A 25,198-nucleotide genomic window follows, 5' to 3' on the forward strand; every position below is an offset into this window, starting at 1 on the left:
CCGTCGGTGCCAATTTTCATGGCGCAGCGATCTTGTTCTATCTTGAATTCTTTAAACTGGAATGCTTTTTCTGACATTTGGTAAAATTAAAAAAACCGCTTCAGATAAGTGAAGCGGTTTTAGATTTATTAGGATTTCCGCCTGCGCGGAAATAACAAATTTTAATTACTCTCCTAAAGCAACTCTTTCGAAACCTACAACAGTAAGATCTGAATCTACAGATTTTACGTAGTCTGCAACGCTTTGTTTTCCATCTTTAATAAAAGCCTGGTTAACCAAGGTGTTGTCTTTAAAGTAACGCTGAATTTTTCCTTTTGCTATTTTATCTAGCATATCTTCAGGTTTTCCTTCCTGGCGAAGTGTATCTTTAGCGATCTCAACTTCTTTGTCTATGGTTTCCTGGTCTACACCTTCTTCGTTAAGTGCGATTGGGTTCATAGCGGCAGCTTGCATAGAAACGTTTTTTGCAGCTTCTTCGGCACCTTCAGTTTGTTTTGAAAGACCAGTAATTACAGCAATTTTGTTCCCTGCGTGAATATAAGAACCTACAAATGGAGCTTCTAAAGTTTTAAAAGCACCAATTTCTATTTTTTCACCAATTACACCGGTTTGCTCAGTTAATTTATCTTCAACTGAAATTCCGTTGTAATCTGCTTTTAGTAATTCTTCTTTAGAAGAAACTGTTAAGGCGATATCTGCGAAGCTGTTCGCCATTTTTACGAAATCATCGTTTTTAGCAACAAAGTCGGTCTCACAGTTAAGAGAGATAATAACACCTTTAGTGTTATCGTTGTTTACTTTAGCGATTGCAGCACCTTCAGCTGATTCTCTATCGGCTCTTTTAGCAGCAACTTTCTGACCTTTTTTACGAAGTACTTCAATAGCTTTATCAAAATCACCATCTGCTTCAACAAGTGCCTTTTTGCAATCCATCATACCGGCACCGGTAGATTTTCTTAATTTGTTTACTTCTGCGGCGGTTATCTTAGCCATAGTATTGTGTTTTATTTAAAAAAGTCGCTTAGAGACCAACTGTTAGGAAAGAAACTAAACGACTTTTTTGGATGTTATAAAATGTTGTTTTATTCTTCTTCGTTAGATGAAGCTTTGTCTAAAGTTTCTTTCTTAGACTCAAGTTTTACATCTTTCTTGGCTTCTTGCATTGCCTTTTTATCTTCGGCATCTTTAGAAGGAGCTTCAGCTTCTGGTTGCTTTACAGCAGCCTTTGGTGCTTTTGGCTCTTTTTCTTCATTTTCTGCTTTCTCTTTTTTAGAATCTTTAGAAGCTTTTCTTTCAGAAAGGCCTTCTACAATAGAATCTGCAACATAAGAAACCACTTTGTTGATAGACTTTGAAGCATCGTCATTAGATGGAATTACGTACTCAACCTCACGAGGATCTGAGTTTGTATCTACCATAGCGAAAATTGGAATGTTTAATTTTTGAGCTTCTTTAATAGCAATGTGTTCACGAGTAATATCAACTACAAAAAGCGCTCCTGGAAGTCTGCTCATATCAGAAATAGAACCAAGGTTCTTTTCTAATTTAGCTCTTAAACGATCTACCTGAAGACGTTCTTTTTTAGAAAGTGTATTAAAGGTACCATCTTTCTTCATTCTATCTATAGAGGCCATTTTCTTAACGGCTCTACGAATAGTTACAAAGTTGGTAAGCATACCACCGGGCCAACGCTCGGTAATGTATGGCATATTTGCTTTTTCAGCTTGTTCGGCTACTATTTCTTTTGCCTGTTTCTTGGTAGCTACGAAAAGTATTTTTCTACCGCTGGCTGCAATTTTTGCAAGGGCGTCTCCTGCCTCCTGCATTTTAGCAGCACTCTTATATAAGTTGATGATGTGAATCCCATTACGCTCCATATAGATATATGGGGCCATATTTGGGTTCCATCTTCTTGTAAGGTGTCCAAAATGTACACCTGCATCAAGTAATTCTTTTACTTCTACTTTGTTTGCCATTTTTGTAATAGTTTACTTTCTGTTGAAGATAGCAACACGTAAGTGGCTGTTTATTATAAACACGGCCTTACCTGTTTAGATGCTAAACTAACTCCCAATAGCATTTGGGATAACAACAAAATTCTTTTTAATATTAAATGAACTTTGGAATATAGATTCCAATAAAAATTAACGTTTAGAGAACTGAAATTTCTTACGAGCTTTCTTCTGTCCAAACTTCTTACGCTCTACCATTCTTGGGTCTCTGGTCATTAAACCTTCTGGCTTTAACACCGCTCTGTTCTCTGCATCCAGTTCAACCATTGCTCTTGCAAGTGCAAGACGAATAGCTTCTGCCTGTCCTGTAATCCCACCACCATAAACATTAGCAACAATGTCGAAGTTATCGTCATTACCGGTAAGGTTAAGGGCCTGGTTTACTTTGTAAAGTAAAGGACCTGTGGTAAAGTAGTCTTTAAGGTCTTTTTTGTTCACGCTAAATTTCCCGCTTCCTTCAGAAACGTAAACACGCGCAACCGCCGTTTTTCTACGGCCAATTTTGTGAATAACCTCCATTACTTAAGATCGTTTAAGTTAATAGTTTTAGGTTTTTGTGCAGTATGATCGTGATCTGTTCCTGCGTAAACCTTTAAATTTCTAAATAGGTCTGCTCCAAGTTTGTTCTTTGGTAACATTCCTTTTACTGATTTTTCGATAATTCTCTCTGGATTTTTCTCGAATAATTCAGCGGCTGTTAGACTTTTTTGTCCACCCGGATAGCCAGTATGACGAATGTATTCTTTCGAATCCCATTTCTTACCGGTTAAGTTGATCTTTTCTGCGTTGGTAACAATTACGTTATCACCACAATCAACGTGCGGGGTGAAGTTAGGTTTGTGCTTACCTCTTAGTAGCTTGGCTACTTTAGATGATAGGCGGCCCAACGTCTGTCCTTCAGCATCTACGTGTACCCAATCTTTGGTCACGGTAGCCTTGTTGGCTGATACTGTTTTGTAGCTTAATGTGTCCACACTAATTAAATTTACTTATTATTAAACATTCCATTCCCATTCCCAGCATAATTCATGTCGGGAAATCGGGGTGCAAATGTACAATTATAAATTCATATAGCAAATCCGAAATTAATTAATTTGTTTTGAGGAAGATAGCTGTACTTCAGAATTTTAAGATTGCACTTTTTTATAAAGTTTTTGAAGCTCTAAGGCCATTATAGCTTTAATCCTACATTATTCATCTAATCTGAATCGGTAAAAAGCACATAATGAACGTTAAACGGTAATATTTGTGTTAATAAAGTCATAAATATCTTCTAATGCACCATATATTTGTAGCCCCAAATTTATTTGCTATGAAAAACCTATTTATGTTTAGAAACCTTTACGCAGTGTTCGGGTTGGTGCTTGTTTTAGCTTCTTGTGAGCCAAACCAAGATCACGTAGCCGAAACTGAAATTACCGCAACTAATGCAATGGCAACTATTGCTCCTGAAGATCTTGAAGGAGAATGGAAACTTTCTGCAATGAATACAGATACCGCTGTAGATCTTAACAATGATGATGTATATAATTCTAATATTTTGTTGGAAACCGATTGTTTCCAGGATATGGGGGTTATATTTTATGCCGGTGGGGATATGACCACTACAAACTCTAGGCTTGATTTTAGAGCCGGGGTAAATAATAATGATTTTGAATGTCTTTCTGGTAGAACAGATACCGGGCTTTGGGATGTTGAAAATGAAAACGACCAGGAAAGGTTAGTGATTACCATGACTATTAATGGAGAAACCTATACTCATAAACGTATATTAGAAAGAACCACAAATACCTTTGCATTTGAAGTAAACAAATTAGAATCTCAACAATATTTAAACGGTAGCCCAGATGGGACCGATGCTGAGAATGTAGACGTATTATCTTTAGAATACACTAGAGTGAATTAGGAACCTAACCAATAAATTTTAGTGTTAGATAGAAAAACCTCGCAGCTTTGGTTGCGAGGTTTTTTGTTTTCCTAAAGATTGCTTCAGTCGTGTCTACATCGCAATGACTGAGAAATTTCTAATGCGCTTCCAGCCAGTTATTGCCTTCTCCTAATTCTACGTCTAAAGGAACTTCCAGTTTGTAAGCGTTCTCCATTTCAAACTGAATCATTTTCTTTACTTCTTCAATTTCATCTTTATGGGCATCAAAAACCAATTCATCATGTACCTGGAGTAACATCTTCGTTTTAAATTTTCCTTCTGTAAGTTTTCGGTAAATATTAATCATTGCCAGTTTTATAATATCTGCTGCGCTTCCCTGTATTGGTGCATTTACCGCATTTCTTTCGGCTGCACCTCTCACTACCGCATTTTGTGAATTAATATCTTTTAAATATCGTCTCCTTCCTAAAATGGTTTGCACATAACCGTTTTCCCTGGCAAAAGCTACCTGGTCTGCAATGTATCCGGTAAGTTTGGGATAGGTTTTATAATAGGTGTCAATAAGTTCTTTTGATTCGGCACGTGATAAATTGGTTTGATTGCTTAAACCGAAGGCTGAAACGCCATAAATAATTCCAAAATTCACAGTTTTAGCGTTGCTTCTTTGCTCACGGGTTACTTCATCTATATTTACGTTAAAAACCTGGGCGGCGGTAGAAGCGTGAATATCTTTGCCTTCTTTGAAGGCTTTGATCATATTATCTTCTTCGCTAAGCGCCGCGATAATCCGCAATTCAATTTGAGAATAATCGGCAGCAAGTAGAATATGATTTTCGTCTCGCGGAACAAAAGCTTTTCTCACCTGGCGACCACGCTCGGTTCTTATCGGTATATTTTGAAGGTTAGGATTGTTGGAGCTCAATCTTCCCGTAGCTGCAATAGTTTGCACATAATCGGTATGAATTCTGCCGGTAGCTTTCTGTACCTGGTTTGGTAAAGAATCTACATAGGTATTTTGGAGTTTTACCAGCGCACGATACATTAAAACATCCTCTACGATCTTATGTTCTTTAACTAAAACTGAGAGCACATCTTCGCTGGTTGAATATTGGCCTGTTTTGGTCTTTTTGGGTTTTTTAACCAATTCCATTTTTTCAAAAAGGATAAGCCCTAATTGTTTTGGGGAGCTTATTTTAAATTCTTCCCCGGCTTCTTTATAAATGCTTTGCTCCAAATCTTTAATATCACTATCCAGTGCGTCAGAAAGGGATTTTAGGAAATTCTCGTCTAATTTTATGCCTTCCAATTCCATTGCGGCAAGCACTCTAACCAGCGGAATTTCAATTTCATCAAAAAGCTTTCGGGTTTCTGCTTCTTTTAATTCCTGCTCAAAGAATTTTTTAAGCTGAAGGGTAACATCGGCATCTTCTACGCCATATTCGGTTTGCTCTTCAACCGGAACCTCCCGCATCGACTTTTGATTCTTTCCTTTTTTTCCTATTAATTCTGAAATAGGTTGCGGCGTATAATTAAGGTAAGTTTCGGCAAGTACATCCATATTATGGCGCATATCTGGATTGATCAGGTAATGCGCGATCATAGTATCGAAAAGTTTACCTTTTATTTCAATATTATATTTTGCTAAAACCTTGATATCATATTTAAGGTTTTGCCCAATTTTTTCAATTTTTTCATCTTCAAAGAATGGTCTTAATTCTTCAATAAGTTCCTGGGCTTTTTCTCGTTCTTCGGGAAAAGGCAGGTAAAAACCTTTGCCGGGCTCCCAGGAAAAAGCGATACCTACCAGCTCTGCTTCCAGCGCATTTAAACTTGTGGTTTCAGTATCTAAGCAAACGCTTTTTTGCTTCATTAAATTTTGAAGGAATAATTTCCTGGACAATTCAGTCTTTAAACTTTGGTAGACGTGAGCCGTATCTTTTAAAGATTTTCTTCCGCCAGAACTGGCTTCAATTTTTTCTGAATTATCACCTCCAAACAAAGAAAACTGGCCTTCGCCTGCAGTTTTGGAAACTTTTTTAGCTGAAGGAGAATTAGTGACCTGGGTTTGTGGTTGGTCTTCTTCGCCGCTAAATAATTTTATAAATTGATCTCTTAACCTTCTAAATTCAAGCTCTTCAAAGATCTCCTGCACTTTTTCAGCATCAGGCTGCGAAAGTTCATAATCTTCAGCGTGAAATTTAACATCACAATCGGTAAGAATCGCGGCAAGTTTTTTAGAAAGAATTCCCTGTTCGGCGTGACTTTCAACTTTTTCTTTCATTTTACCTTTCAACTGGTCAGTATTAGCCAGTAATTCTTCCATACTTCCAAATTGCTTCAGGAACTTTTTAGCGGTTTTTTCACCAACTCCGGGAAGTCCGGGTATATTATCTACCGCGTCACCCATCATTCCAAGGAAATCTATTACCTGTTCGGGACGCTCAACTCCAAATTTCTTCTGTACTTCGGGAATTCCCCAAATTTCTATGCCATTACCCATTCTTGCGGGACGATACATAAAAATATTTTCGCTCACCAATTGAGCAAAATCCTTATCTGGAGTTACCATAAAAACCTGGTAGTTTTCTTTTTCAGCTTGTAGGGCGAGGGTGCCAATAATATCATCGGCTTCACAACCGGGAAGCACTACCACCGGGATGTGCATGGCATTTAAAATATCCTGTATAATTGGAATAGCCTCTTTTATTGGTTCTGGAGTAGCATCACGGTTCGCTTTATATTCAGCAAACATTTCGGTTCTAACCTGGCTGCCTTCTTTGTCAAAACAAACTGCAAGATGATCTGGCTTTTCCCGTCTAATAACATCAAATAGGGAGTTCATAAAGCCCATAATTGCAGAGGTATCAAAGCCTTTAGAATTTATTCTGGGGTTTTTTATAAAAGCGTAATAACCACGGAAAATAAGCGCGTAAGCGTCCAGTAAGAATAAGCGTTTTTGAGCAGACATATATTTTGGAATATTGTTTTTCTAAATATCCCAAAACTACAAAGATATTATCATACTGGCTTTAGTGGGTCTTAAAAACTTGAGGTAACCTGCTAACTATTATTTTGCAATTATGATATAGTCAAATTTTATGCTGTATGACATTTATGGCACTATTTAGGATTAAAATTTGTCGGGTTATTATAGCTAAAACAGGCGTTAAAATAAACCCAAACGAAATTTATAAAGTAATGATTAAAAGTATATTCGCAAAAATTTAAGAGTACTCATGCGCTGGATTATATTTATAGTTTTCTTCCTTTTAATAGAGATTTATGCCTACCAGGCTTTAAAAACACTTACCCGTAATTACTGGGTGATAATTTTATATTTTGTTATTACCGCTGCGGTTTTGGGTAATTTCCTATACCAATGGCTTAGCCCTGTAGAAGGTAGTGTCCTCACCGGGGCGCGGGGTTATGCCTTTGGGTTTCTACTTTCGGTATTACTTTTTAAACTTATTCTCACCCTAATTATGTTTGGGGAAGATATTTACAGAATGGGTATCGCAGGATATGAAAAATTATCTTCTTCTAAAGGAAATTTTGCGCTCCCTTCACGTAGAAAATTTTTGAGTCAGTTAGCTATGGGACTTGCTGCCATTCCTTTGGCATCGGTTTTATATGGAATGTACCAGGGAAAATATAATTTTAGAGTTTTGCGTTATACATTATACTTTGAAGATCTACCTGACGCTTTTGATGGTTACCGTTTAAGTCAAATTAGCGATGTTCACAGTGGTAGTTTTGATAATGAAAAGAAAATTAAATACGGCGTAGACTTACTCAACGAGCAGGAAAGTGATATGGTGGTTTTTACCGGGGATCTTGTTAATAACGAAGCTTCAGAAATGGAGCCCTGGAAAGAAATGTTCAGTCAAATAAAGGCGAAAGATGGGGTTTACTCTATCCTGGGAAATCACGATTATGGAGATTATAAAAACTGGAATTCTTCTGAAGAAAAGAAACAAAACCTGGATACTTTGAAGGAAACCCACGCCAAAATGGGTTGGCAACTTTTGCTGAATGAGCATAAAATTATTGAGAGAAACGGTGAAAAAATCGCTTTAATAGGTGTAGAAAACTGGGGTGCCGGCGGATTTAAAAAAGAAGGAGATCTAGATAGGGCCGGGGAAGGACTAAGCGAGAAAGATTTCAAAGTTTTATTGAGTCACGATCCTTCTTACTGGCAGGAAAAGATAAAGAAAGATCCTAAACATTACCATTTAACGCTTAGTGGTCACACCCACGGAATGCAGTTTGGTATTGAAATACCTGGCTGGTTTAGATGGAGCCCGGTGCAATATCGTTACCAAAACTGGGCAGGAATATATGAAGAATTTGGCCGTTATATTAACGTAAACCGCGGATTTGGCTATTTGGCTTTTCCCGGGCGCGTGGGAATTTGGCCAGAAATAAGTGTAATTGAACTCAAAAAAGGCTCAAAACCTGCATAATCTGGAGAATTTGCTATATTTGAATTAGTATTTGCTCCGAAAAAAAGTATGAAGTGCGTTTCCCATTTTGAATCTCACTTAGTGAGTCTAATTAAAAGAAAAACTACATGTCAAAATTTGGAGAGTTAATAGATCTCAATATTCCGGTCTTGTTAGATTTCTATACCGAATGGAATGAAGATTCAAAGGCTATGAGTCCTGTTTTACGGGAAGTTGCCGCTTCTATGGGCAATAAGGCAAAAGTGATAAAAATTGATGTAGATAAAAATGCTCAACTTGCCGAAGCACTTAGGGTGAAAGCTTTGCCAACCTTAATGATCTATAAATCTGGTGAGATGAAATGGCGGCAAACCGGGGAACAGGACGCTGCAACGCTGGTAGGTATTCTTAAGGAATATATTTAAAGCGCTTTAAAACTGAAGCCTTTTTCAGCATAATATTCCAAAACTTTAGGTAGTGTATATTCTAAATTTCTAAAAGCTTTTTGGCTGTCGTGAAAAACAATAGTACTTCCACCTGAAGCATTATTTATCACATTTTTAAAGCATTTTTCTTTAGAAATCCTGTTTTCAAAATCTCCACTTAAAACATCCCACATCACTATTTTATAATTCAGTTTTACAAGTTCTTTAGCCTGAGAATTTTTGATCTTACCGTAAGGAGGGCGAAAGAGTTTTTGTGCTGAAGTTGCGGGTTTCGGGTTATTATTCTCTCCTTTCTCTTCTCTATATTCTCTCTTCTGTCTTCTGTTTTCTAAAAGTATTTCCTCGGTCTTAATTACGTTCTCCACATAGACCTCGGTTTTGCTTTTCCAGCCGTTTAAATGATTAAAAGTATGGTTGCCAATGCTGTGTTCTTCTTTTAATAATTGCTGAAAGATTTCAGGATTTTTCCTAATGTTATCGCCAATACAAAAGAATGTTGCTTTTGCATTATACTGCTTTAATTGCTCTAAAACCCAGGGCGTAATTTCGGGAATAGGGCCATCATCAAACGTGAGATAAATACTTTTTTTATCCTGAATTTGGGTAATTCGGTTGGGATAGAGTTTCCTTAAAATTGAAGGATATTTTATAAAAAACGGGGTCATATTAGAAAAGTGGTTCAGAGAAAAGTTGAATCGGGTTGCGAAATGAAATCTACTTTCTGCCACTCCGTATTTAAATAAAAGTATTCCCGCAAGCTTCTAAAAATCTTACAGGAATACTTTTAATTTTTTTATTCTTCTACCGCAGAATCTATTCTAAGCGAATTACCCTGGTTCAATTCAGGATTTAAACCTTCCTCAATGGTACTTTCCTTTGGATCTTGCGGATCTATTTCCTCTTCCTCACCATAAAAATGACGAAACATTTCCAGATGTTCATTAAATTCATCGGCTTTTTCTTCCAGGATTTCCTCATCCTGGTGAACTACGAGTAAGTCTACCAGCGCGCGGTAACGCTCAATATCAGATACAATTTCGTTGAAATTTCTATACTGCCTGTCTATATCCCAGCTGCTGTAATATTCAAGATTTTCCTGGTAGTTTTTAGCAATTTTCTCCCAAATTTCCCTTGCCTTTTCGGGTTCGCCAACTTCATAATAGCCGCTAACATAAGGTTCTAAAAGCGCATAATATTGAAAATGTTCTATCGGCATATGTTCCATTGCAAGGTCAAGCACTTTTTTAGCCCGTGTAGTGTCTTGTTCGTTTAGCAGATTTTCTACCAACCTGGCAAGATTACTTCTGTAGGTAATGGAATTTCGGCGCGTTTCAGTATCGTGATAAATATCGTCTGATCCCATATTACCCCAATCCCAGTTCATTACAATATCGTACATCTTATCGGTGTTGATACGTCCCATATCGTATGGGTTTCTTTGGTCTATTGGTGTTTTAATAGGAACAAGTTTATAAGCTACACCTTCAAGTTGCAGGTATTCTTTCATCCAAAGATAATCTTCATCACTAAAGCTTCCGCCGGAAAAATAAATTGGTCTTTCCCAATTATTGTTGGCAATAATATCCAGCATTAATAATGTATTCTTGTAAATAGCCTGCGACTCTATATTAATTACAATTTCATCTACAATTTGATCTGCAAAGCGTTCTTCTACGATTCCGTTTTCTAAAACAGCTTGTTTATCTACAGGAACACTTATATTTCGAGTAGGGAAGGTGTTTATTGTTTGGCCGCTTTGTAATTCGGCTTTTGTTCTTGGATCATCGTTTTGAATATAATTCAGCCAGGTTTTAATAGGAATGGTATCGCGGGTAACTTCTTTAGCAAAAACCACATCGTTAACTCCATTGTAATCCTCATTTTCAAATTGTGATGGAATAGGATCACTTTCAAAAGCCTTACGCTTCATTTGGTCTATATACCAGTCGGTGGCAAAAAGGCTTGTGTTTACCACTCTCACATCGGTACGGTAGCGTTCAATTTGCTGCACATACCAGAGCGCAAAAGTATCGTTATCTCCAATGGTGAAAATAATACCATTTTCATCTACAGAATCCAGGTACATTTTGGCCATAGTAAGTGTAGAATCCCTACCGCTACGATCGTGATCGTCCCAGTTTTCTGAAGCCAAAAGTACAGGAACCGCTAAAATTGATGCTGCAATTACAATTGGTGCAGCCAATTTTGGTTTCAGGAATTTTTTAGCCCAATCAAAGAGGGCGTAGGCTCCAAAGCCAATCCAGATGGCAAAAACGTAAAACGAACCAACTAAAGCATAATCGCGTTCCCGGGGTTCAAAGGGTCTTTCATTTAAGTAAATTTTTAGTGCAATTCCTGTAAAAAGGAAAAACACCAGCAAGACCCAAAAATTATTTTTATCTCGTTTAAATTGAAAAACAAGACCTATTAATCCTAAAATTAGTGGAAGAAAATAATAGGTATTTCGGGCTTTGTTATTTTTTACATCACTAGGAAGATTGTCTTGTGGGCCAACGTGCATCTCGTCTATAAAATCTATCCCGCTAATCCAGTTACCGTGAACATCGGTATATTTTCCCTGTATATCGTCCTGTCTTCCAACAAAATTCCACATAAAATATCGCCAGTACATGTAGCCAATCTGGTACTCTAATAAATAACCAATATTTGAAGCAAAAGAAGGTTTCTCAATATTTAAATAATCACCAAACTGTCTCAAGAAGTTGTGGTAATCGTTATTATCCAGTTCGCCCTGGGCAAAACGATTCTGAAACTCGTTTACTGCACTTACCAGCCTTTCTTCCCCCTGGTATTCCGGTTTTATGGTAAAATCTAAGGGGCCTGTAAAATCCATATAATTAGCAGCGTGCTGCGTACTCCACATCCTGGGCAGGATTGCTTTATGCGAATCGTCCAGGTTTTGTTTTGCATTTTTATAATCGTTTACAATAATATACTCCCCGGCTTCTTCGTCTTTTTCATACTTTGGTTTAGCATCGGTATATGGATTATCTTCATCTAAACCGGCATACATTTCAGAAAACTGCGGGCCGTAGAATAAGTGAGTTTCGCCGTATTGTTCACGGTTGTAATAAGCGAGCAACTCCCGCGCATTATCGGGACTGTTTTCATTAATAACCGTAGGAGCATTAGATCTTATAGGAAGCATTACCCAGCTGGAAAATCCAATTAGGATAAAAAGAATGCAAAGAAATAATGTATTAAGCTGAAAATAATTTTTCTTCCGGGTATAATTGATTCCGAAGTAAAAAGCAGCAACAATCACTAAGAGTGCAATTACGGTTCCTGTATTAAACGGAAGCCCCAGCGAGTTGGTAAAGAATAATTCTGAAGCAGCAAAGAAAGTAAGCGTATAGGGCAGAAGCAGTTTAAAAATAAACATCAATACAGCGACCACCACAATATTGGCGATAATAAAATTCTTTACGGTAACCTTTTTATAATTTTTAAAGAAATATAGAAAGCCTATGGCGGGAATGGTAAGTAATCCCATAAAGTGAACCCCAAAAGATAAACCCACAACCAGGGAAATAAGAATTAGCCATCTATTTCCGCGGGGTTTAAACATATCCCGTTCCCATAACAAACCTAAATAAAACATAAGCGCCATTAGGCAGGCGGCCATGGCATAAACTTCGGCTTCTACTGCGCTAAACCAAAAACTATCGGTAAAAGTAAAAGCTAAAGAGCCAACCAGCGCACTACCTAAGACAGCCATTTTATTGGCAGGTTTTAATTTTTCTATAGGTCCGGCTACTTTTAAAACCAATAAACTAATAGACCAGAACATAAATAAAATAGCAAATGCACTTGCTGCGGCCGACATAAAATTCACCATAAGCGCCACCTGGGAATTATCTGGTGCAAATGTTGAAAAGAATGCTCCCAGCATCTGGTAGAAAGGCGCTCCCGGTGGGTGGCCTACTTCAAGATTTGCCGAGGTTGCAATGTATTCACCTGCATCCCAAAAACTTGCGGTGGGTTCTAAGGTAAGGGTATAAGTGGTGAGCGCAATTACAAATACCAGCCATCCTAGTATTTTATTCCACTTCCTGAAGCTAAAATCTGTCATTATTGAGTAAAGTTGAGTAGTATGTGGCGAATTTAATAATAAAATTGTGAATGCTCTGTAATCGGGAATTAAATGCTTTAAGGCTTGCCCCGAAGTCTGCAAATACTTTCCAGGTGATACCTGTTTTAAGCTTTACTCCAGGGCAGCTTACTAACGCATTTTAAAACGAAATATTTTCTGAAATGACTGAAAATAAAGCTGTTTTGGGATTTTTATATTTATAGATATTTCAGTTTAAATTGAACTCGAAAAAAATAGGTTTATTTTTTGCAGAAAAAGTTTGCGCAATAGAAAGTTTGTTTTAAATTTGCATCCGCATTACAGCAATGGCCTATGGTGTAACTGGCAACACGTCTGGTTTTGGTCCAGAAGAGTCTAGGTTCGAGCCCTAGTAGGCCAACAAAATTAACCGAATTCTGAAAAGAGTTCGGTTTTTTTGTTTTTAAAGTCCTGTAAAAATTTTAGCTTCAGCTTTTTGCCCAAAGACATCTCCACAATAGAAACTTTTTTTATCCCTAAAAACTAAACCCAACACCAATTTGTAATTGCGAGGTGTATTCCCGGGTATTTAAAGGAGTTTTACTGTCAAAGTAATAATCGTAAATAGTAAAAACTTTAAACCATTCTGCCAGCGGGATGTCCAGTCTAAATTGTTCTAAGAGCCTGTAATCTTTAAGGTTTTTATAAAGCGGCTGGTAGTAAACCGTATTGGTGACCGAGAAATTTTTTGATTTCGATAAATAGGAAACAGAAAGATAAGTGCTGTTTCTATGCTTGTATTCTGTTGTCCCGGCCCTGTCGCTATATTCAACCTCATACATATAGCTATTGCCAAGATAACCTGAGAAATTCTCGCGGTTCATCCATTTTAGTCTTAAACCTGCACCTACAAGATTTCTTTGTTCAACCACCAGCAGTTGATTGTATTGGCCTTGCAGAAAAGCTTCAAACCTTAAGAGTTGATTAAATTTATAGTTAAAACGGGTATGTAGAAACCAGGAATTTTGCAAATTTCCTTCATCAGCATCTATTAAACGGTAATTTCCTAAAAAGAGATAGGTTTTTTTTAAATCTTTTGATTTTAACTGGGTAGTTAGCGTTCCGTTTATCTGGTTTACCGATACCCCGTCGTTGTTGGAATGGTTAAAAGCAAAATCGGCATTTAATACAAATCGGGTAGAATCGGTTTGAAGGCGTTTGGTTTCAATATTAACCAGTTGCGCCTGCCCCAAAAAGGGTAGAAGTAGAAATAATAATAGGAATCTCCAGTGCATTAAAAGTTTTTGGCAAAACAAAGATAAAAAGTATTGATAACCTTATTCAAAAACCGATTTTATTCTTTCTGGTATTCTAAAATAAAAACTCTGTTTGCTTAATAAATCATTAAACACTTTGTAATTTAGTTTCCTTAAATACCTAACCTATAAATTGTGGCTTTAGAATTTTTTAGAGAAAACGAACAAATATTCAATACATTATTCGAGGCGGCTTCAGAAGGCGTTATCGTGGTAAACAGCCAGCAAACAATAGTTACCGCCAATCAGGCGGCCTTAATTATGTTTGGTTACGACAAGGAGGAGCTTTTAGGTGAACATCTCAATATTTTAATTCCTGTACGCTATAAATCTAATCACCATCAGCATTTTGACAGGTTTATGAAAGATAGTGAGAAAAGACAAATGGGTCATGGCAGGGATTTGTTCGGCGTAAAAAAAGATGGAACACAATTTCCGGTAGAAGCAGGATTAAATCCGTTTCAGGTAGATGGGGAACGTTTTGTAATGTCTTTAATTGTAGATATTACCATTAGAAAAGAAAATCAGCAGCGCATTAGAGAACTTAATGCCGAGCTGGAAGATAAAATTAAAATTCGCACCCAGGAACTTAGAAATACGGTAGATGACCTTGAAAAGGAAATCACCAAACGAAAAGAAGCCGAAAAACGTATTAAACTTGCTCTAAAACAGGAAAAAGAGCTCAATGAGCTAAAAACAAAATTTCTTTCCCTGGTGAGTCACGAATTTAAAACTCCATTAAGCGGAATTCTTACTTCGGCTACTTTGGCCGAAAAATATACACAAACCGAACAGCAGGAAAAAAGAACAAAGCACCTTACTACCATAAAAAATAAGGTGCATTATTTAAATAATATTTTAAATGATTTCCTTTCGTTAGAACGTCTGGAATCGGGGAACGTGAATTATAAATACACCGCTTTTAGCCTAAACAAACTTATTAACGAGGTAATTTACAATGCCAATGTAACTTTAAAATACGGGCAGGAGATAGAATATGATAGTGAAATGGGAGATATTACCCTATACCAGGATGAAAAAATTCTGGAGCTTATTCTTTCAAATTTAATTGGAAATTCTATTAAATACTCTCCCGAAGATTCCACTATCTATTTCAGAATATTTCCTACTGAAGAAAAAATTATCTTTGAGGTGGAAGATGAAGGAATGGGAATTCCGGAGAAAGACCAAAAGCATATTTTTACACGTTATTTTAGGGCCGAAAATGCTTTACTGAACCAGGGCACCGGCATAGGGCTTAATATTGTTAAAGTTCATCTTGAAAATATGGGAGGCAATATTAAATTTGAAAGCATAGAAAATAAAGGCACTAAATTTACCGTAACATTACCTAACCAAAATAGATAACCGCTTATGTTACTTGAGCGGACATTGAAAATAATTTAAGATGAAAAAAATACTTTTAATTGAAGACGATGTAACCGTTAGAGAGAATACCGCAGAATTGCTGGAGCTCTCAAATTATGAAGTAGTAACCGCACCAGACGGGAAGAAAGGTGTAGATAAAGCAAAAGAAGAAATTCCTGATATAATAGTGTGTGATATCATGATGCCAGAACTGGATGGTTACGATGTACTTACGCGCCTTTCAGAAGATTCAGAAACCAAAGGCATTCCTTTTATTTTCCTTTCGGCAAAAACCGAACATAAAGATGTAAGAAGAGGAATGGACCTTGGTGCAGACGATTATCTAACCAAACCTTTTGAAGAAGAAGACCTTTTGAGCGCTATAGAAAGCAGGCTGGCAAAAGTAGAGATTTTGCAAGCTCAGAAAAGGGATAATGATAATGGAGAAACCGTTCAAAATCTTTCCGTTTTTCGCGAAATGATGAGAAACCGCGAACAAATTAGTTTTAAGGCCGGTGAAAATATCTATGAAGAAGGGAAATCTTCCCTGCATTTTTATATGGTAGAACGCGGGGTTGTAAAAGCGCACAAATATGATAGCCGCGGTAAGGAAATGATTACCGAACTTTACAAAGAAGGAGATTTCTTCGGAAATCTTAGCTTTAATAAGAATTCGGCTTATGGTGAATATGCCACGGCTTTAGAAGACAGTGTACTTTACGTGGTTTCTAAAGATGAATTAAGGGAAATTCTTAAGAGCAATAGCAATATTAGTATGGAATTGCTGCAGGAAATGGGCGATCATCTTATGGGGGTAAAAGAGCAACTCATGGAAATTGCCTATGCTTCAGTGAGAAGAAAAACCGCCAGAACCATTTTACTTTTTGCTCATAAAATAAAGAAAAACCCGCTTCATAGTATTAGAATTTCCCGGGCAGATCTTGCTGGGGTTGCGGGTATAGCTTCAGAAACATTAATTAGAACCCTTTCCGATTTTAAAAAAGAAGGACTTATAGAAATTGAAGGCAGAAATGTGAAACTTTTAAATGCAGAAAAGTTAGAAGCAATTAGTTAATTTTTATAGAACTGACCGGAATCATATTTAGGATTGATCTTTCACGCTATTTTTGGCCAAAATTAGTGCTGAAAGGTCAAGCCTATGAATATTTTAATACTTACAGATTTTTCTCCCCAGGCTTATAATGCTGCACGCTATGCCCTAAATTCAAATTCGGGCTCATCTAAATTTTATGTGCTTCATGCCTCTTCTACCGGCGTGGCATTAAAAATAGATGAGGCGCTTGTAGACTTTGTTGCCAGGCTTAAAAAAGAGCCTGCTGCCACTGGCCATTCATTTTATACACTTCCTTTTGCCGATAACCTTATAAATGCAACCCGAAAGGCAGTGACCGAAAAAAGGATAGACCTAATTGTGATGGGTGCATCTGGAAAAAATACTTCTAATTTCCAGGGTTTAGGTGGGAATACGTGTAATGTGGTAAAAAAGGTAAAATGCCCTGTATTGGTAGTGCCTAATTGTGAATTTAAACAATGGGAAAGCCTTTATCTTCCTATAGATTTACGATTTCCTGTTCATACTGAAGCTTTACAATTATTGCAAAAGTTGCCCGTTTCTCCTAATGTAAGCCTGGATGTATGGGAATTTAATCTGAATAATTCTGAAGGACAAATAGAAGATTTTAAACTGCCCAATTATAAACTTAACCGAAAAACGCTCAAAGAAGAATCAGATTTCTTCGGGAAGTTCTGGCCAGAAGCCAATGTAAAGGCCAATATTATAGTGTTTTTTGCGCGCCAGCTTCATATTACAGAAAAGCTTTTAAATAGGCTTTCGGCTACCGAAACCAGGAAACAAAACCTTCCGGTGCTTATTCTTCACGGCTAAATTTCTAAAATTTGGTTAAAGTTTAGCGTTAGGCTATTAAAGTTAGGCCCTTAGCCCGCTGTGATCTTGCTAAAGATAACAGAAAACCTTATGTTTATACTTCAATTTAAAGAGGATATCTGAAAAGATTAATTACAGTAAAGCTGAACTTGTTTCAGTCTTTATCCCGAATTTGCTTCGGGATTTTAACAGGTTTTGATAATACAACTTAGATTCTGAAAATTCCCGACGATTCGGGACAGAATGATGTTTTTATTTTTTCAGCCAGTCTTCTTTTTTATAAAAAATTAATTCTAAATAGAAATTATGACTAAAGACGAAGTATTAAATAGACTGAAAGATGGTAATCAACGTTTTACCGCCGATAAAAAAGAGGGAAAATTACAGGATAAATCTCGCAGGGAAGAATTAGCCAAAGGCCAGGAACCTTATGCAATTGTTCTAAGTTGTGCGGATAGCCGGGTAGTACCTGAGCTTGCTTTTGATACCGGCCTGGGTGAATTATTTACCGTACGTGTAGCAGGAAATATTGCTAATAGTAGCTCAATTGCCAGTATGGAATACGCGGTTGCGAACCTTGGAACCGAAATTATTGTGGTAATGGGCCACGAAAGTTGTGGTGCTGTTACTGCTGCTATGAACGGAGGTGATAATGGTTATAACTTAAACCATCTTGTTTCTCACATTGCACCTGCAATAGCTGCTTCAGGCAAAGACGCTCCTGTTAATGATGTTGTGAAGAAAAATGCACAGCTAACTGCTGAAGAGCTTAAAACACGTTCTACCATCATTAAAGATGCAGCAGACAGTGGAAAAGTTAAAATCGTACCGGCTTATTATAATTTAGATTCCGGGAAAGTAGATTTTCTATAAATCAAAATATATTTTAAAAGCCCTAAAGATATTAGCTTTTAGGGCTTTTTTTATGTCCAGATTTCTAAAATTGGAACCTGGAAAGTTCTATTTTCGTCAAGCTGATTTGACTTCAGTCTTTATCCCGACGTTTCGGAAGAATGGCGGTTTAAAACCTTTTTTAGACAGTTTTTATATAACCTATTTTCTAGCCTGAAACATCTTTAAATATAAATGTGAAGACATCTTCCTGGCGTTATTTTTTGCCCGGTTGGCGAGTTCACCTTCGTACAATTCGTCTATAGTTTCAAACCATAAGTTTAGCCAAATCCCAAAATGGTAATTGGAAATCTCCTGGTTGTTTTCCTGGTCTACTTTTACGTGAACCTTTTGAGGATTGCCCTTGTAGGTTGCTTTAAAAAAGAGATTGCTTTCCCAGAAATCGGTTAATTTCTCGAAATGGGCATCCCAGTCTTTTATTACCTCATTGAAAAAATGACCAATTTCAGGATTTTGCCTTACTTTTTTATAAAATCCGGAAACCAGTAAAAAAACATCTTCCCGGGTTTTAATATCATTTTTCATACAGTGGTGCTAGAATATATTTATAAGGATAAAGATAGAGGATATTGCAAGGCTAAGCAAAAGTGCATTAAATACAATTTTAGATTTAAACTGCGCTAAAATCACGGTATTGAAGCCCATACAAACTATAACTACAATAAAAAGCTGAAGCATATCTATAAATGTATGTCCGTTCATTAAAATTAGCATTGCAGCCACAGATCCTAAACAGCTGGATGCGATAATACCAATTGCTGAATATCCCATACTCATTTCTTCAAAATCGGCCAGCAAAGTTTTGTAAAGTTTCATAGTTTTTAATTTTAAATGTGAGGTAAAATTAAGGTTGAAGCTGCTGGAATCTTATGAGCATAATCATAATTGAATTAAAAAAGCCTGGAAAAATTGAATTTCTCCAGGCTTTAAAAATATTTTAAGTGCTTCTATCTAAATTGATTATGTGATTCTTTCTCTAATTGCTCCCTATGGTCTGGATGCGCTATAGAAATAAGTTCTTTAGCTCTTTGTTTCAGGTTTTTTCCATAGAGATTTACAACGCCATATTCTGTAGCAATATAATGCACGTGTGCCCGGGTTGTGGTTACGCCGGCGCCTTCTTTTAGAAAAGGTACAATCTTGGAAATACCGTTTTTGGTGATAGATGGCATTGCAATAATAGGTTTTCCACCTTCAGAAAGTGCTGCTCCTCTTATAAAATCCATTTGCCCGCCAACGCCAGAGAATTGATATTTCCCAATAGTATCGGCACAAACCTGGCCGGTAAGATCTATTTCTATAGCCGAATTTATAGCGGTTACTTTAGGGTTTTGTCTAATTATAGCCGTATCGTTGGTATAAGCCGCTTCTTTAAAATGCACAATAGGATTATCATCAATAAAATCGTATAAATCAGGTGAACCTATGGCAAAACAGGTCACCAGTTTTCCGGTTTTTATTTCCTTATTTGCCCCGGTAATTACTCCCGATTTTACCAATGGCAAAATTCCGTCAGAAAACATTTCAGTATGGATTCCCAGGTTTTTGTGGTTTTGAAGATTATTTAAAACTACATTGGGAATACCACCAATTCCCATTTGGAGGGTAGCGCCATCATCAATTAGTTCGGCTACATGTTTACCAATTTGTTTTTCAATTCCGGTAGGAGCAGTAACACTGGTAGCAAAAATAGGTTGATTCACTTCTATGGCAGCATCAATCTGGCTGCTGTGAATAATTCCGTCCCCGTGGGTTCTTGGTACATTTGGGTTTATTTGCGCAATTACTTTCTTAGCCTTTTGAATAGCGGGTAAGGTGATATCTACTGAAACTCCCAGCGAACAATATCCGTGTTTATCGGGTGGGGAAACCTGTATAAAAGCAACATCTAAAGGCAAGATATCCCTGCGGAAAAGGTTATGAATTTCACTTAGAAATATGGGGATATAGGTTCCTTTATTAGAATTGACCGCATTTCTAACGTTGCCGGCAACAAAACACGTGTTTATGCTAAAAGAACCGGCGTAAGGTTCTTCGGTGTATTTTGCTTTTCCCTCGGTATGAATTTGTATTATTTCAACATCGGTCAATTCATTATACGATCGCATAATGCATCAATTAGGGTTACCGGCGTCATTGCGGCACCCTGAATAAAAATGCGGTCACCAGATTTTACTTTGGCAACCGCATCTTGAGCTGATAAAATTTTTAGATGGTTCAGCATTTTAGGTTTTAAGGTTTAGATTGAAATTAATTTCTATTATTTCATCCAGGACGATTAGCCCAAAGATTTTACTGGGTGCTTCCAGGTTAAAATCTTTAATATTAAGCTTCAATTTCCCATCAAAACATAGTTGTTTATCTCTTGTAATCTCTACCGGAAACTTATAATCTTTATTAACTCCTGCAATGGTAAAGCCTATGGTTACTATAGAATTTCCTTCCTCGCTCATATCTATTTTCTTTAGTTTCAGGAGGATTTCAGGATGTTCTTTAGATTTTAGAAGCTCGTGAAAGTCTTTATTTATTTTTCGGTTGCCACAATCAAAATTCACATTTTCCAGGGGTAAAACACTATTCTTAAAATGAAGAATTTCACCATTCTCTGTATAATGCACTTTAAAAGTTTCATTTTTAAACCTAAGGGTATTAAAATCACATTCAAAATCGTTGATATTGGTTGTGCCTTTAATGCTTAAGTGACTATCTGGAAGAATATCAATTTTTCTGGTTTCCAAACCGGTTTGCGCTACTCCCGTAATAGTAAAAAATAATATAAAAAGTAAAGGAATATAAGTTTTCATCCTGGTTTAATTTAGGGCATTTCTATAAAGATAAGTAATTGAATTCTGGTTAAGAAATGGTTGGCAACAGGAGATAAAAAGCCCCGGTGAATCTCGTGTGAGAAAGCAACCGGGGCTCAACATTCAACTTAAAAACTAATCGCTGCTTCTAGCATAAGTCCGTTGAATTGTCCTCCGTGTAAAGGTGAACTTGTATTGTAACCATCATACTGTTGGTTTACATATTCAACCTTAGCAAGAATGTTTTTAGTCATAAACCATCCTGCAGAGGCTTGAACTCTATTGATGTCAATTTCATCACCGCTTGCGTGGTCACCATTTACAGTGTTATAACGTCCAGCTACGTAGAAGTTCTCGTTCTGTCCAAATCTGTAGATAAGCTCTCCTGCAAGTTGAGTGAAACTACGGTCTTCAGTTTGAGAAAGTTGTTTTCCGCTAGATCTTTCAAAAGTTCCGAAGAATTCAAGTCCGCCATACTTTAAGAATGGGTTTACCATAAAGGCAGTAATTTCATTTCCATAGCGAGGGTTGTATCTACCAGAGGCAAAACCTTCTCCCATAACATCGTAGTATCTAGATCCTGCACGGTCTGCACCATAAAGGTAAGAGCTTGCTACACGGTTAGTGTGGTATACAGAACCTGTTAATCTAAATCTTAGATCATCTGCACCAACAAATTGCTGGTTGTCGTATCCTAATTTAGCTAACCATGATACTCCATTAGCATCGGGATTCACAACAGATTGATTTAATTTACCGTTGGTAGCTCCAACCATTCCAATAAATCCATTGCTTCGGTAGTAAACTTCAGCACCAACTTCGGTAGTGAAAGCATCCATAATAAGGTTACCTACAAATGGGTTGTAAATAGCTTGTGCGTTATCGGTTCTTCTAAAGTGAGCATCACCATAGTTGTTCTCCATATGACCAATTTTAATAGTCACTTTGTTCATTAGGTCTTCCATAAAGCCTGGACGTACAAACTCCAGTTTGTCAATTTGGATATACCCGTCTTTCACGTATGGTTCTGTGTGGTTACGAGAAGATAGGTATGTTCTAAGGTGCATTCTAACTCCATCGTAAAGTGCAACATCAAGGTCAAGGTTAGCAGTAGGGAGGTTAAAGTTTGCGCCTATTTCTGGTAATCTTCCTACACTGCCATCTTCATTAGACCATTGTCCTGAAGATTCGTGATCAAGTGCCTGGAACTGGATGGTAGATGCTCCACCAACTCTTACTTTTACACCATCAAAATCTGTGATGGTATCTTTAGGAGCCTCAAAAACGTTGATTCCTCTTTTATCTGGAGCTCTATAGTTATCCAGGTCTCTGTCCTGTGCCTGCATTTGCAAGCCAAAAAGAACGAATGCAATTAAGCCGAAGTATTTGATTGAATTTTTCATTGTGATAATTTTTAAAATTGAATAGTTATTTAGAAAATGTAGATTTGAATTTAATAGTTACTTCCTCGCCGGTGGTAATTGTTCCAAACATAGCAGTAGGAGGGTCAATTTTGTAATTGGTCATATTAAGGCTTTCTTCGCCGTTTATTTCCAATTTGTTTCCGTTAAGCTTAGCAGTGAATTCTACCGGTACTTGTTTAGAAACTCCCGAAATTTTTAAAGTTGCAAGGCCATTTACTTTGTAAGAGTTGCTGCCGTTGGCTTCAATCTTCTTAACCTCGTCTAACTTAAATTCGATGTTTTTATGTTTATTGGTATTAAGTGCTTTGTAAGCATTTTTGTCCATTCCGCCCTTTCCACTTTCCAGGCTTTCAGCTGGAATACTTACCTGAAGTTTTGAAATGCCTGTTAATTTCCCATCTTCAGTGGTAATGGTTGCACCTCCTTGTTTTGAGGTTGCCTTCATTTCCCAATCGTGGATGTTAGAGGTTCCTTCAACAATAATTTCAGAAGAATTATCCATTTTGAAATTTTGCCCGAACATGCTGCCTGCGGTTAGCAACATAAAAAATACGCCTGTAAGAATTACTTGATATGATTTTAAAACTTTCATGATATTAGGTTTTTAAGTTTGGTACAAAGTTGGGGCAGAAATGCAGCAGAATCTATGACGAGAGTCAGTTTTAAGAATGTTTATTTAAATGATTTTTAGGAGACACGATAAGGAACTTTATAGTGTTTACAAGGGGTTTCGCTTACTAAAACGTTTGCGATTATCAAATATACAAAGATATTTTAGCCGAAAAAAAATTGAAAATTATTCTGAATTAGTCCTATTTCTGAGAAAAAAGAAGGCTAAAGCAAGCTTTTTAATAATAAAGCTCGTCGGTTTTTAGGTTTAAGAACCGTGAAGTAGCAAAAAATGTACTTAGCCAGGTGATAAGGATTCCCATAACGAAAACGCCTATAAACAAAGCGGCGAGTAATTTTACATCTGAAGTTAATGAGAGCTGTGGGAAGCTATTGTTAAGATAATAGAGTGCCCCGGCCATACCAATAAGTGCGATTATGGCACCAATTATTCCCAGTTTTACACTTTGCCAAATAAATGGCCTGCGAATAAAACCTTTGGTAGCGCCTACCATTTGCATGGTTTTTATAATAAATCGTTTAGAATAAACCGAAAGTCTAATAGAACTGTTTATAAGCAATACAGCGATAAAGGTGAAAACCCCGCTGGCAATAAGCACCCAGAAACTAATTTTCTTTACATTTTCGTTTAAAAGTGCAATAAGGGGTTTATCATAAATTACCTCATCTACAAAGTTTTTAGAAGTGAGATCGGCAGCAATTTCATCTACCTGTTCACCAGAAACAAAATCGGCGTTCATATATACATCTATAGAATTTTGTAAAGGATTATAGCCTAGAAACCCCATAAAATCCTCGCCTATTTCCTTGCTGTGGGCTTCAGCAGCTTTTTCTTTAGAAACGTAGGTGGTAGATTTTGTATAATCGGCCATCGCCAGGCTTTTCTTGAGCTGTTCTATCTCAACCTCTTTGGCGGTATCTTTTAAATATACGGTAAGTGCAATTTGTTCTTTAAAATGATCGGCTACTTTTTTGGTATTTAAAACCAGTAATCCTAACATTCCCAATAAAAAAAGTACTAAAGCAATACTTATCACTACCGAAAAATAAGACGAAATTAATCGACGTCTCTGGTACTTTTCAAAAGATGTGCTCATGGGTGACCTTAGATTTTTTGTAAAAATATAAAAGTTAAGCTTGCAATATCTTTAAAACGTTTAAAGTTTAAAAAAATTAGCAAGTACAAAAAATATTTTAAATAGGAATCCCAGAAATATCTATAAGTTGTCTCTAAAAAATCTAATTTCGTCAAGCTTAACTTGTTGCAGCTTCTAACATGTTTAATAACTTAGAGATTATAATAAGTTTAAAATCCTGGCTTATTGTAAGAGACCAAATTTTACATCCTGCAAGGTTTTTTCAACCTTGTAGGTTTGGGAACTTTTGCAAACCTACGAGGTATAAAAAAAACTCGCAGGAAAGGTAGGTTAATTCTATTTTGCAATGAAAAGCACAAATAATATGAAAATTTTAATCTTCGGAATTGGTGGTGTAGGTGGTTATTTTGGCGGAAAGCTCGCCCAGGCTGGTTATGATGTAACGATGATTGCCCGCGGAAAACATTTGGAAGCAATTAAGAAAAACGGACTCGAAGTTGAAAGCATCAACGGGAATTTTAAAGTACAACCAAGTTTGGTTACCGATAATTTAGCAGAAGTTCCTACACCAGATTTGGTGATCCTGGGGGTTAAATCCTGGCAAATTCCTAAAGTGGCGAGTCAATTGAAACCAATTATTTCAACTGAAACGATGGTGTTACCGCTACAGAACGGTGCAAATAATGTTGAAAAATTACAGGAAATTCTTCCGAAGAAAAATATACTCGCTGGTCTTTGCCATATTGTGAGTTTTGTAGAAAACCCCGGAAAAATAAAACACGTTTCTTTTGAACCCCGAATCACTTTTGGTGAGATTGATAATTCAAATTCAGAAAGAATTCAGCAATTAAAAAAGGTATTGGATAAGGCTGAAATCACCA

At 36.9% G+C, this 25,198-nt stretch carries 22 protein-coding genes, 1 tRNA gene and 1 pseudogene; 9 read left to right on the forward strand and 15 right to left on the reverse strand.

Annotated features, from left to right (window positions below; genetic code table 11):
* Nucleotides 1-165: 165 nt before the first annotated feature.
* The 4 genes from tsf to rplM all read right to left on the reverse strand — a co-directional run bounded on the left by tsf (nt 166) and on the right by rplM (nt 2,986).
* Nucleotides 166-993, reverse strand: a complete 828-nt coding sequence (gene tsf, locus AACZ30_RS06125; RefSeq protein ID WP_075325083.1) for a translation elongation factor Ts — start codon at nt 991-993, stop codon at nt 166-168.
* A gap of 89 nt (nt 994-1,082) precedes the next feature.
* Nucleotides 1,083-1,976, reverse strand: coding sequence for a 30S ribosomal protein S2 (gene rpsB / locus AACZ30_RS06130; RefSeq protein WP_075325082.1), 894 nt, complete (start codon nt 1,974-1,976; stop codon nt 1,083-1,085).
* A 168-nt stretch (nt 1,977-2,144) separates the two neighbouring features.
* The gene (gene rpsI, locus AACZ30_RS06135; protein WP_339648297.1) at nt 2,145-2,531 is read right to left on the reverse strand and encodes a 30S ribosomal protein S9; all 387 of its coding nucleotides are present in this window, start codon (nt 2,529-2,531) and stop codon (nt 2,145-2,147) included.
* A complete protein-coding gene (gene rplM / locus AACZ30_RS06140) occupies nt 2,531-2,986 on the reverse strand; it encodes a 50S ribosomal protein L13 (RefSeq protein WP_339648299.1) in 456 nt (151 codons plus the stop codon). Before rplM ends, rpsI begins: the two co-directional genes overlap by 1 nt.
* 338 nt (nt 2,987-3,324) lie before the next feature.
* Here rplM and AACZ30_RS06145 point away from each other — a divergent pair, with 338 nt between their 5' ends.
* The gene (locus tag AACZ30_RS06145; protein WP_339648300.1) at nt 3,325-3,918 is read left to right on the forward strand and encodes a hypothetical protein; all 594 of its coding nucleotides are present in this window, start codon (nt 3,325-3,327) and stop codon (nt 3,916-3,918) included.
* A gap of 118 nt (nt 3,919-4,036) precedes the next feature.
* Here the strand turns inward: AACZ30_RS06145 and polA are convergent, their stop codons facing one another.
* Nucleotides 4,037-6,868 carry a DNA polymerase I gene (gene polA, locus AACZ30_RS06150; protein ID WP_339648301.1) on the reverse strand — a complete coding sequence of 944 codons (2,832 nt, stop codon included), beginning with the start codon at nt 6,866-6,868 and terminating at the stop codon, nt 4,037-4,039.
* A 268-nt stretch (nt 6,869-7,136) separates the two neighbouring features.
* Here polA and AACZ30_RS06155 point away from each other — a divergent pair, with 268 nt between their 5' ends.
* Complete coding sequence (locus AACZ30_RS06155; protein ID WP_339648302.1) at nt 7,137-8,363, forward strand: metallophosphoesterase; 1,227 nt, start codon at nt 7,137-7,139, stop codon at nt 8,361-8,363.
* Between the two features lie 107 nt (nt 8,364-8,470).
* Nucleotides 8,471-8,767, forward strand: a complete 297-nt coding sequence (locus AACZ30_RS06160) for a thioredoxin family protein (protein ID WP_075325076.1) — start codon at nt 8,471-8,473, stop codon at nt 8,765-8,767.
* Here AACZ30_RS06160 and AACZ30_RS06165 read toward each other — a convergent pair.
* On the reverse strand, nt 8,764-9,453 hold the full coding sequence (locus AACZ30_RS06165; RefSeq protein WP_339648304.1) for a polysaccharide deacetylase family protein: 690 nt from the start codon (nt 9,451-9,453) through the stop codon (nt 8,764-8,766). The two genes, AACZ30_RS06160 and AACZ30_RS06165, sit on opposite strands and share 4 nt — an antisense overlap.
* A gap of 128 nt (nt 9,454-9,581) precedes the next feature.
* Nucleotides 9,582-12,881, reverse strand: coding sequence for a DUF2723 domain-containing protein (locus AACZ30_RS06170; protein ID WP_339648306.1), 3,300 nt, complete (start codon nt 12,879-12,881; stop codon nt 9,582-9,584).
* Nucleotides 12,882-13,208: 327 nt separating this feature from the next.
* Here AACZ30_RS06170 and AACZ30_RS06175 point away from each other — a divergent pair.
* Nucleotides 13,209-13,281 (forward strand) — tRNA-Gln (locus AACZ30_RS06175).
* A 115-nt stretch (nt 13,282-13,396) separates the two neighbouring features.
* Here AACZ30_RS06175 and AACZ30_RS06180 read toward each other — a convergent pair.
* Nucleotides 13,397-14,155 (reverse strand): DUF481 domain-containing protein, encoded by a 759-nt coding sequence (locus tag AACZ30_RS06180; protein ID WP_075325073.1) that lies wholly within the window; start codon nt 14,153-14,155, stop codon nt 13,397-13,399.
* 156 nt (nt 14,156-14,311) lie between these two features.
* Between AACZ30_RS06180 and AACZ30_RS06185 the strand changes: the two genes are divergently transcribed.
* The 4 genes from AACZ30_RS06185 to AACZ30_RS06200 all read left to right on the forward strand — a co-directional run bounded on the left by AACZ30_RS06185 (nt 14,312) and on the right by AACZ30_RS06200 (nt 18,323).
* Complete coding sequence (locus AACZ30_RS06185) at nt 14,312-15,544, forward strand: PAS domain-containing sensor histidine kinase (protein ID WP_339648307.1); 1,233 nt, start codon at nt 14,312-14,314, stop codon at nt 15,542-15,544.
* Between the two features lie 40 nt (nt 15,545-15,584).
* Nucleotides 15,585-16,619 carry a response regulator gene (locus AACZ30_RS06190; protein ID WP_339648308.1) on the forward strand — a complete coding sequence of 345 codons (1,035 nt, stop codon included), beginning with the start codon at nt 15,585-15,587 and terminating at the stop codon, nt 16,617-16,619.
* Between the two features lie 84 nt (nt 16,620-16,703).
* Complete coding sequence (locus AACZ30_RS06195) at nt 16,704-17,450, forward strand: universal stress protein (protein WP_339648310.1); 747 nt, start codon at nt 16,704-16,706, stop codon at nt 17,448-17,450.
* A 306-nt stretch (nt 17,451-17,756) separates the two neighbouring features.
* Nucleotides 17,757-18,323 (forward strand): carbonic anhydrase, encoded by a 567-nt coding sequence (locus AACZ30_RS06200; protein ID WP_339648312.1) that lies wholly within the window; start codon nt 17,757-17,759, stop codon nt 18,321-18,323.
* Between the two features lie 180 nt (nt 18,324-18,503).
* Here the strand turns inward: AACZ30_RS06200 and AACZ30_RS06205 are convergent, their stop codons facing one another.
* From AACZ30_RS06205 to AACZ30_RS06235, 7 genes and pseudogenes are all read right to left on the reverse strand, one after another.
* Nucleotides 18,504-18,887 carry a group III truncated hemoglobin gene (locus AACZ30_RS06205; protein ID WP_339648313.1) on the reverse strand — a complete coding sequence of 128 codons (384 nt, stop codon included), beginning with the start codon at nt 18,885-18,887 and terminating at the stop codon, nt 18,504-18,506.
* 9 nt (nt 18,888-18,896) lie between these two features.
* Nucleotides 18,897-19,178 carry a hypothetical protein gene (locus AACZ30_RS06210; RefSeq protein WP_075325067.1) on the reverse strand — a complete coding sequence of 94 codons (282 nt, stop codon included), beginning with the start codon at nt 19,176-19,178 and terminating at the stop codon, nt 18,897-18,899.
* 131 nt (nt 19,179-19,309) lie between these two features.
* A pseudogene (locus AACZ30_RS06215) lies at nt 19,310-20,586 on the reverse strand (acetyl-CoA hydrolase/transferase C-terminal domain-containing protein).
* A gap of 1 nt (nt 20,587) precedes the next feature.
* The gene (locus AACZ30_RS06220; RefSeq protein ID WP_339648316.1) at nt 20,588-21,166 is read right to left on the reverse strand and encodes a YceI family protein; all 579 of its coding nucleotides are present in this window, start codon (nt 21,164-21,166) and stop codon (nt 20,588-20,590) included.
* Between the two features lie 128 nt (nt 21,167-21,294).
* On the reverse strand, nt 21,295-22,569 hold the full coding sequence (locus tag AACZ30_RS06225) for a hypothetical protein (protein ID WP_339648318.1): 1,275 nt from the start codon (nt 22,567-22,569) through the stop codon (nt 21,295-21,297).
* Nucleotides 22,570-22,594: 25 nt separating this feature from the next.
* Nucleotides 22,595-23,092: a YceI family protein gene (locus AACZ30_RS06230; RefSeq protein ID WP_339648319.1), complete on the reverse strand. Its 498-nt coding sequence runs from the start codon at nt 23,090-23,092 to the stop codon at nt 22,595-22,597.
* 346 nt (nt 23,093-23,438) lie between these two features.
* Nucleotides 23,439-24,317: a permease-like cell division protein FtsX gene (locus AACZ30_RS06235; protein ID WP_339648321.1), complete on the reverse strand. Its 879-nt coding sequence runs from the start codon at nt 24,315-24,317 to the stop codon at nt 23,439-23,441.
* A 364-nt stretch (nt 24,318-24,681) separates the two neighbouring features.
* On the opposite strand from AACZ30_RS06235, the gene AACZ30_RS06240 reads away from it, so the two are divergent.
* Nucleotides 24,682-25,198 (forward strand): 2-dehydropantoate 2-reductase (locus AACZ30_RS06240; RefSeq protein ID WP_339648323.1); only part of this gene is annotated, 517 nt, incomplete at its 3' end.

It is taken from the genome of uncultured Salegentibacter sp., assembly GCF_963972535.1.
Taxonomy (GTDB): Bacteria; Bacteroidota; Bacteroidia; order Flavobacteriales; family Flavobacteriaceae; genus Salegentibacter.

What these genes read in the sequence shown, in the direction of transcription:
- AACZ30_RS06210 (WP_075325067.1), bottom strand. Translation starts at nt 19,178, where the DNA reads ATGAAACTTTACAAAACTTTGCTGGCCGATTTTGAAGAAATGAGTATG.
- rpsI (WP_339648297.1), bottom strand. Translation starts at nt 2,531, where the DNA reads ATGGAGGTTATTCACAAAATTGGCCGTAGAAAAACGGCGGTTGCGCGT.
- AACZ30_RS06145 (WP_339648300.1), top strand. Translation starts at nt 3,325, where the DNA reads ATGAAAAACCTATTTATGTTTAGAAACCTTTACGCAGTGTTCGGGTTG.
- polA (WP_339648301.1), bottom strand. Translation starts at nt 6,868, where the DNA reads ATGTCTGCTCAAAAACGCTTATTCTTACTGGACGCTTACGCGCTTATT.
- AACZ30_RS06180 (WP_075325073.1), bottom strand. Translation starts at nt 14,155, where the DNA reads ATGCACTGGAGATTCCTATTATTATTTCTACTTCTACCCTTTTTGGGG.
- AACZ30_RS06230 (WP_339648319.1), bottom strand. Translation starts at nt 23,092, where the DNA reads ATGGATAATTCTTCTGAAATTATTGTTGAAGGAACCTCTAACATCCAC.
- AACZ30_RS06235 (WP_339648321.1), bottom strand. Translation starts at nt 24,317, where the DNA reads ATGAGCACATCTTTTGAAAAGTACCAGAGACGTCGATTAATTTCGTCT.
- rpsB (WP_075325082.1), bottom strand. Translation starts at nt 1,976, where the DNA reads ATGGCAAACAAAGTAGAAGTAAAAGAATTACTTGATGCAGGTGTACAT.
- AACZ30_RS06195 (WP_339648310.1), top strand. Translation starts at nt 16,704, where the DNA reads ATGAATATTTTAATACTTACAGATTTTTCTCCCCAGGCTTATAATGCT.
- AACZ30_RS06190 (WP_339648308.1), top strand. Translation starts at nt 15,585, where the DNA reads ATGAAAAAAATACTTTTAATTGAAGACGATGTAACCGTTAGAGAGAAT.
- AACZ30_RS06200 (WP_339648312.1), top strand. Translation starts at nt 17,757, where the DNA reads ATGACTAAAGACGAAGTATTAAATAGACTGAAAGATGGTAATCAACGT.
- tsf (WP_075325083.1), bottom strand. Translation starts at nt 993, where the DNA reads ATGGCTAAGATAACCGCCGCAGAAGTAAACAAATTAAGAAAATCTACC.
- AACZ30_RS06170 (WP_339648306.1), bottom strand. Translation starts at nt 12,881, where the DNA reads ATGACAGATTTTAGCTTCAGGAAGTGGAATAAAATACTAGGATGGCTG.
- AACZ30_RS06155 (WP_339648302.1), top strand. Translation starts at nt 7,137, where the DNA reads ATGCGCTGGATTATATTTATAGTTTTCTTCCTTTTAATAGAGATTTAT.
- AACZ30_RS06165 (WP_339648304.1), bottom strand. Translation starts at nt 9,453, where the DNA reads ATGACCCCGTTTTTTATAAAATATCCTTCAATTTTAAGGAAACTCTAT.
- AACZ30_RS06205 (WP_339648313.1), bottom strand. Translation starts at nt 18,887, where the DNA reads ATGAAAAATGATATTAAAACCCGGGAAGATGTTTTTTTACTGGTTTCC.
- AACZ30_RS06220 (WP_339648316.1), bottom strand. Translation starts at nt 21,166, where the DNA reads ATGAAAACTTATATTCCTTTACTTTTTATATTATTTTTTACTATTACG.
- AACZ30_RS06225 (WP_339648318.1), bottom strand. Translation starts at nt 22,569, where the DNA reads ATGAAAAATTCAATCAAATACTTCGGCTTAATTGCATTCGTTCTTTTT.
- AACZ30_RS06160 (WP_075325076.1), top strand. Translation starts at nt 8,471, where the DNA reads ATGTCAAAATTTGGAGAGTTAATAGATCTCAATATTCCGGTCTTGTTA.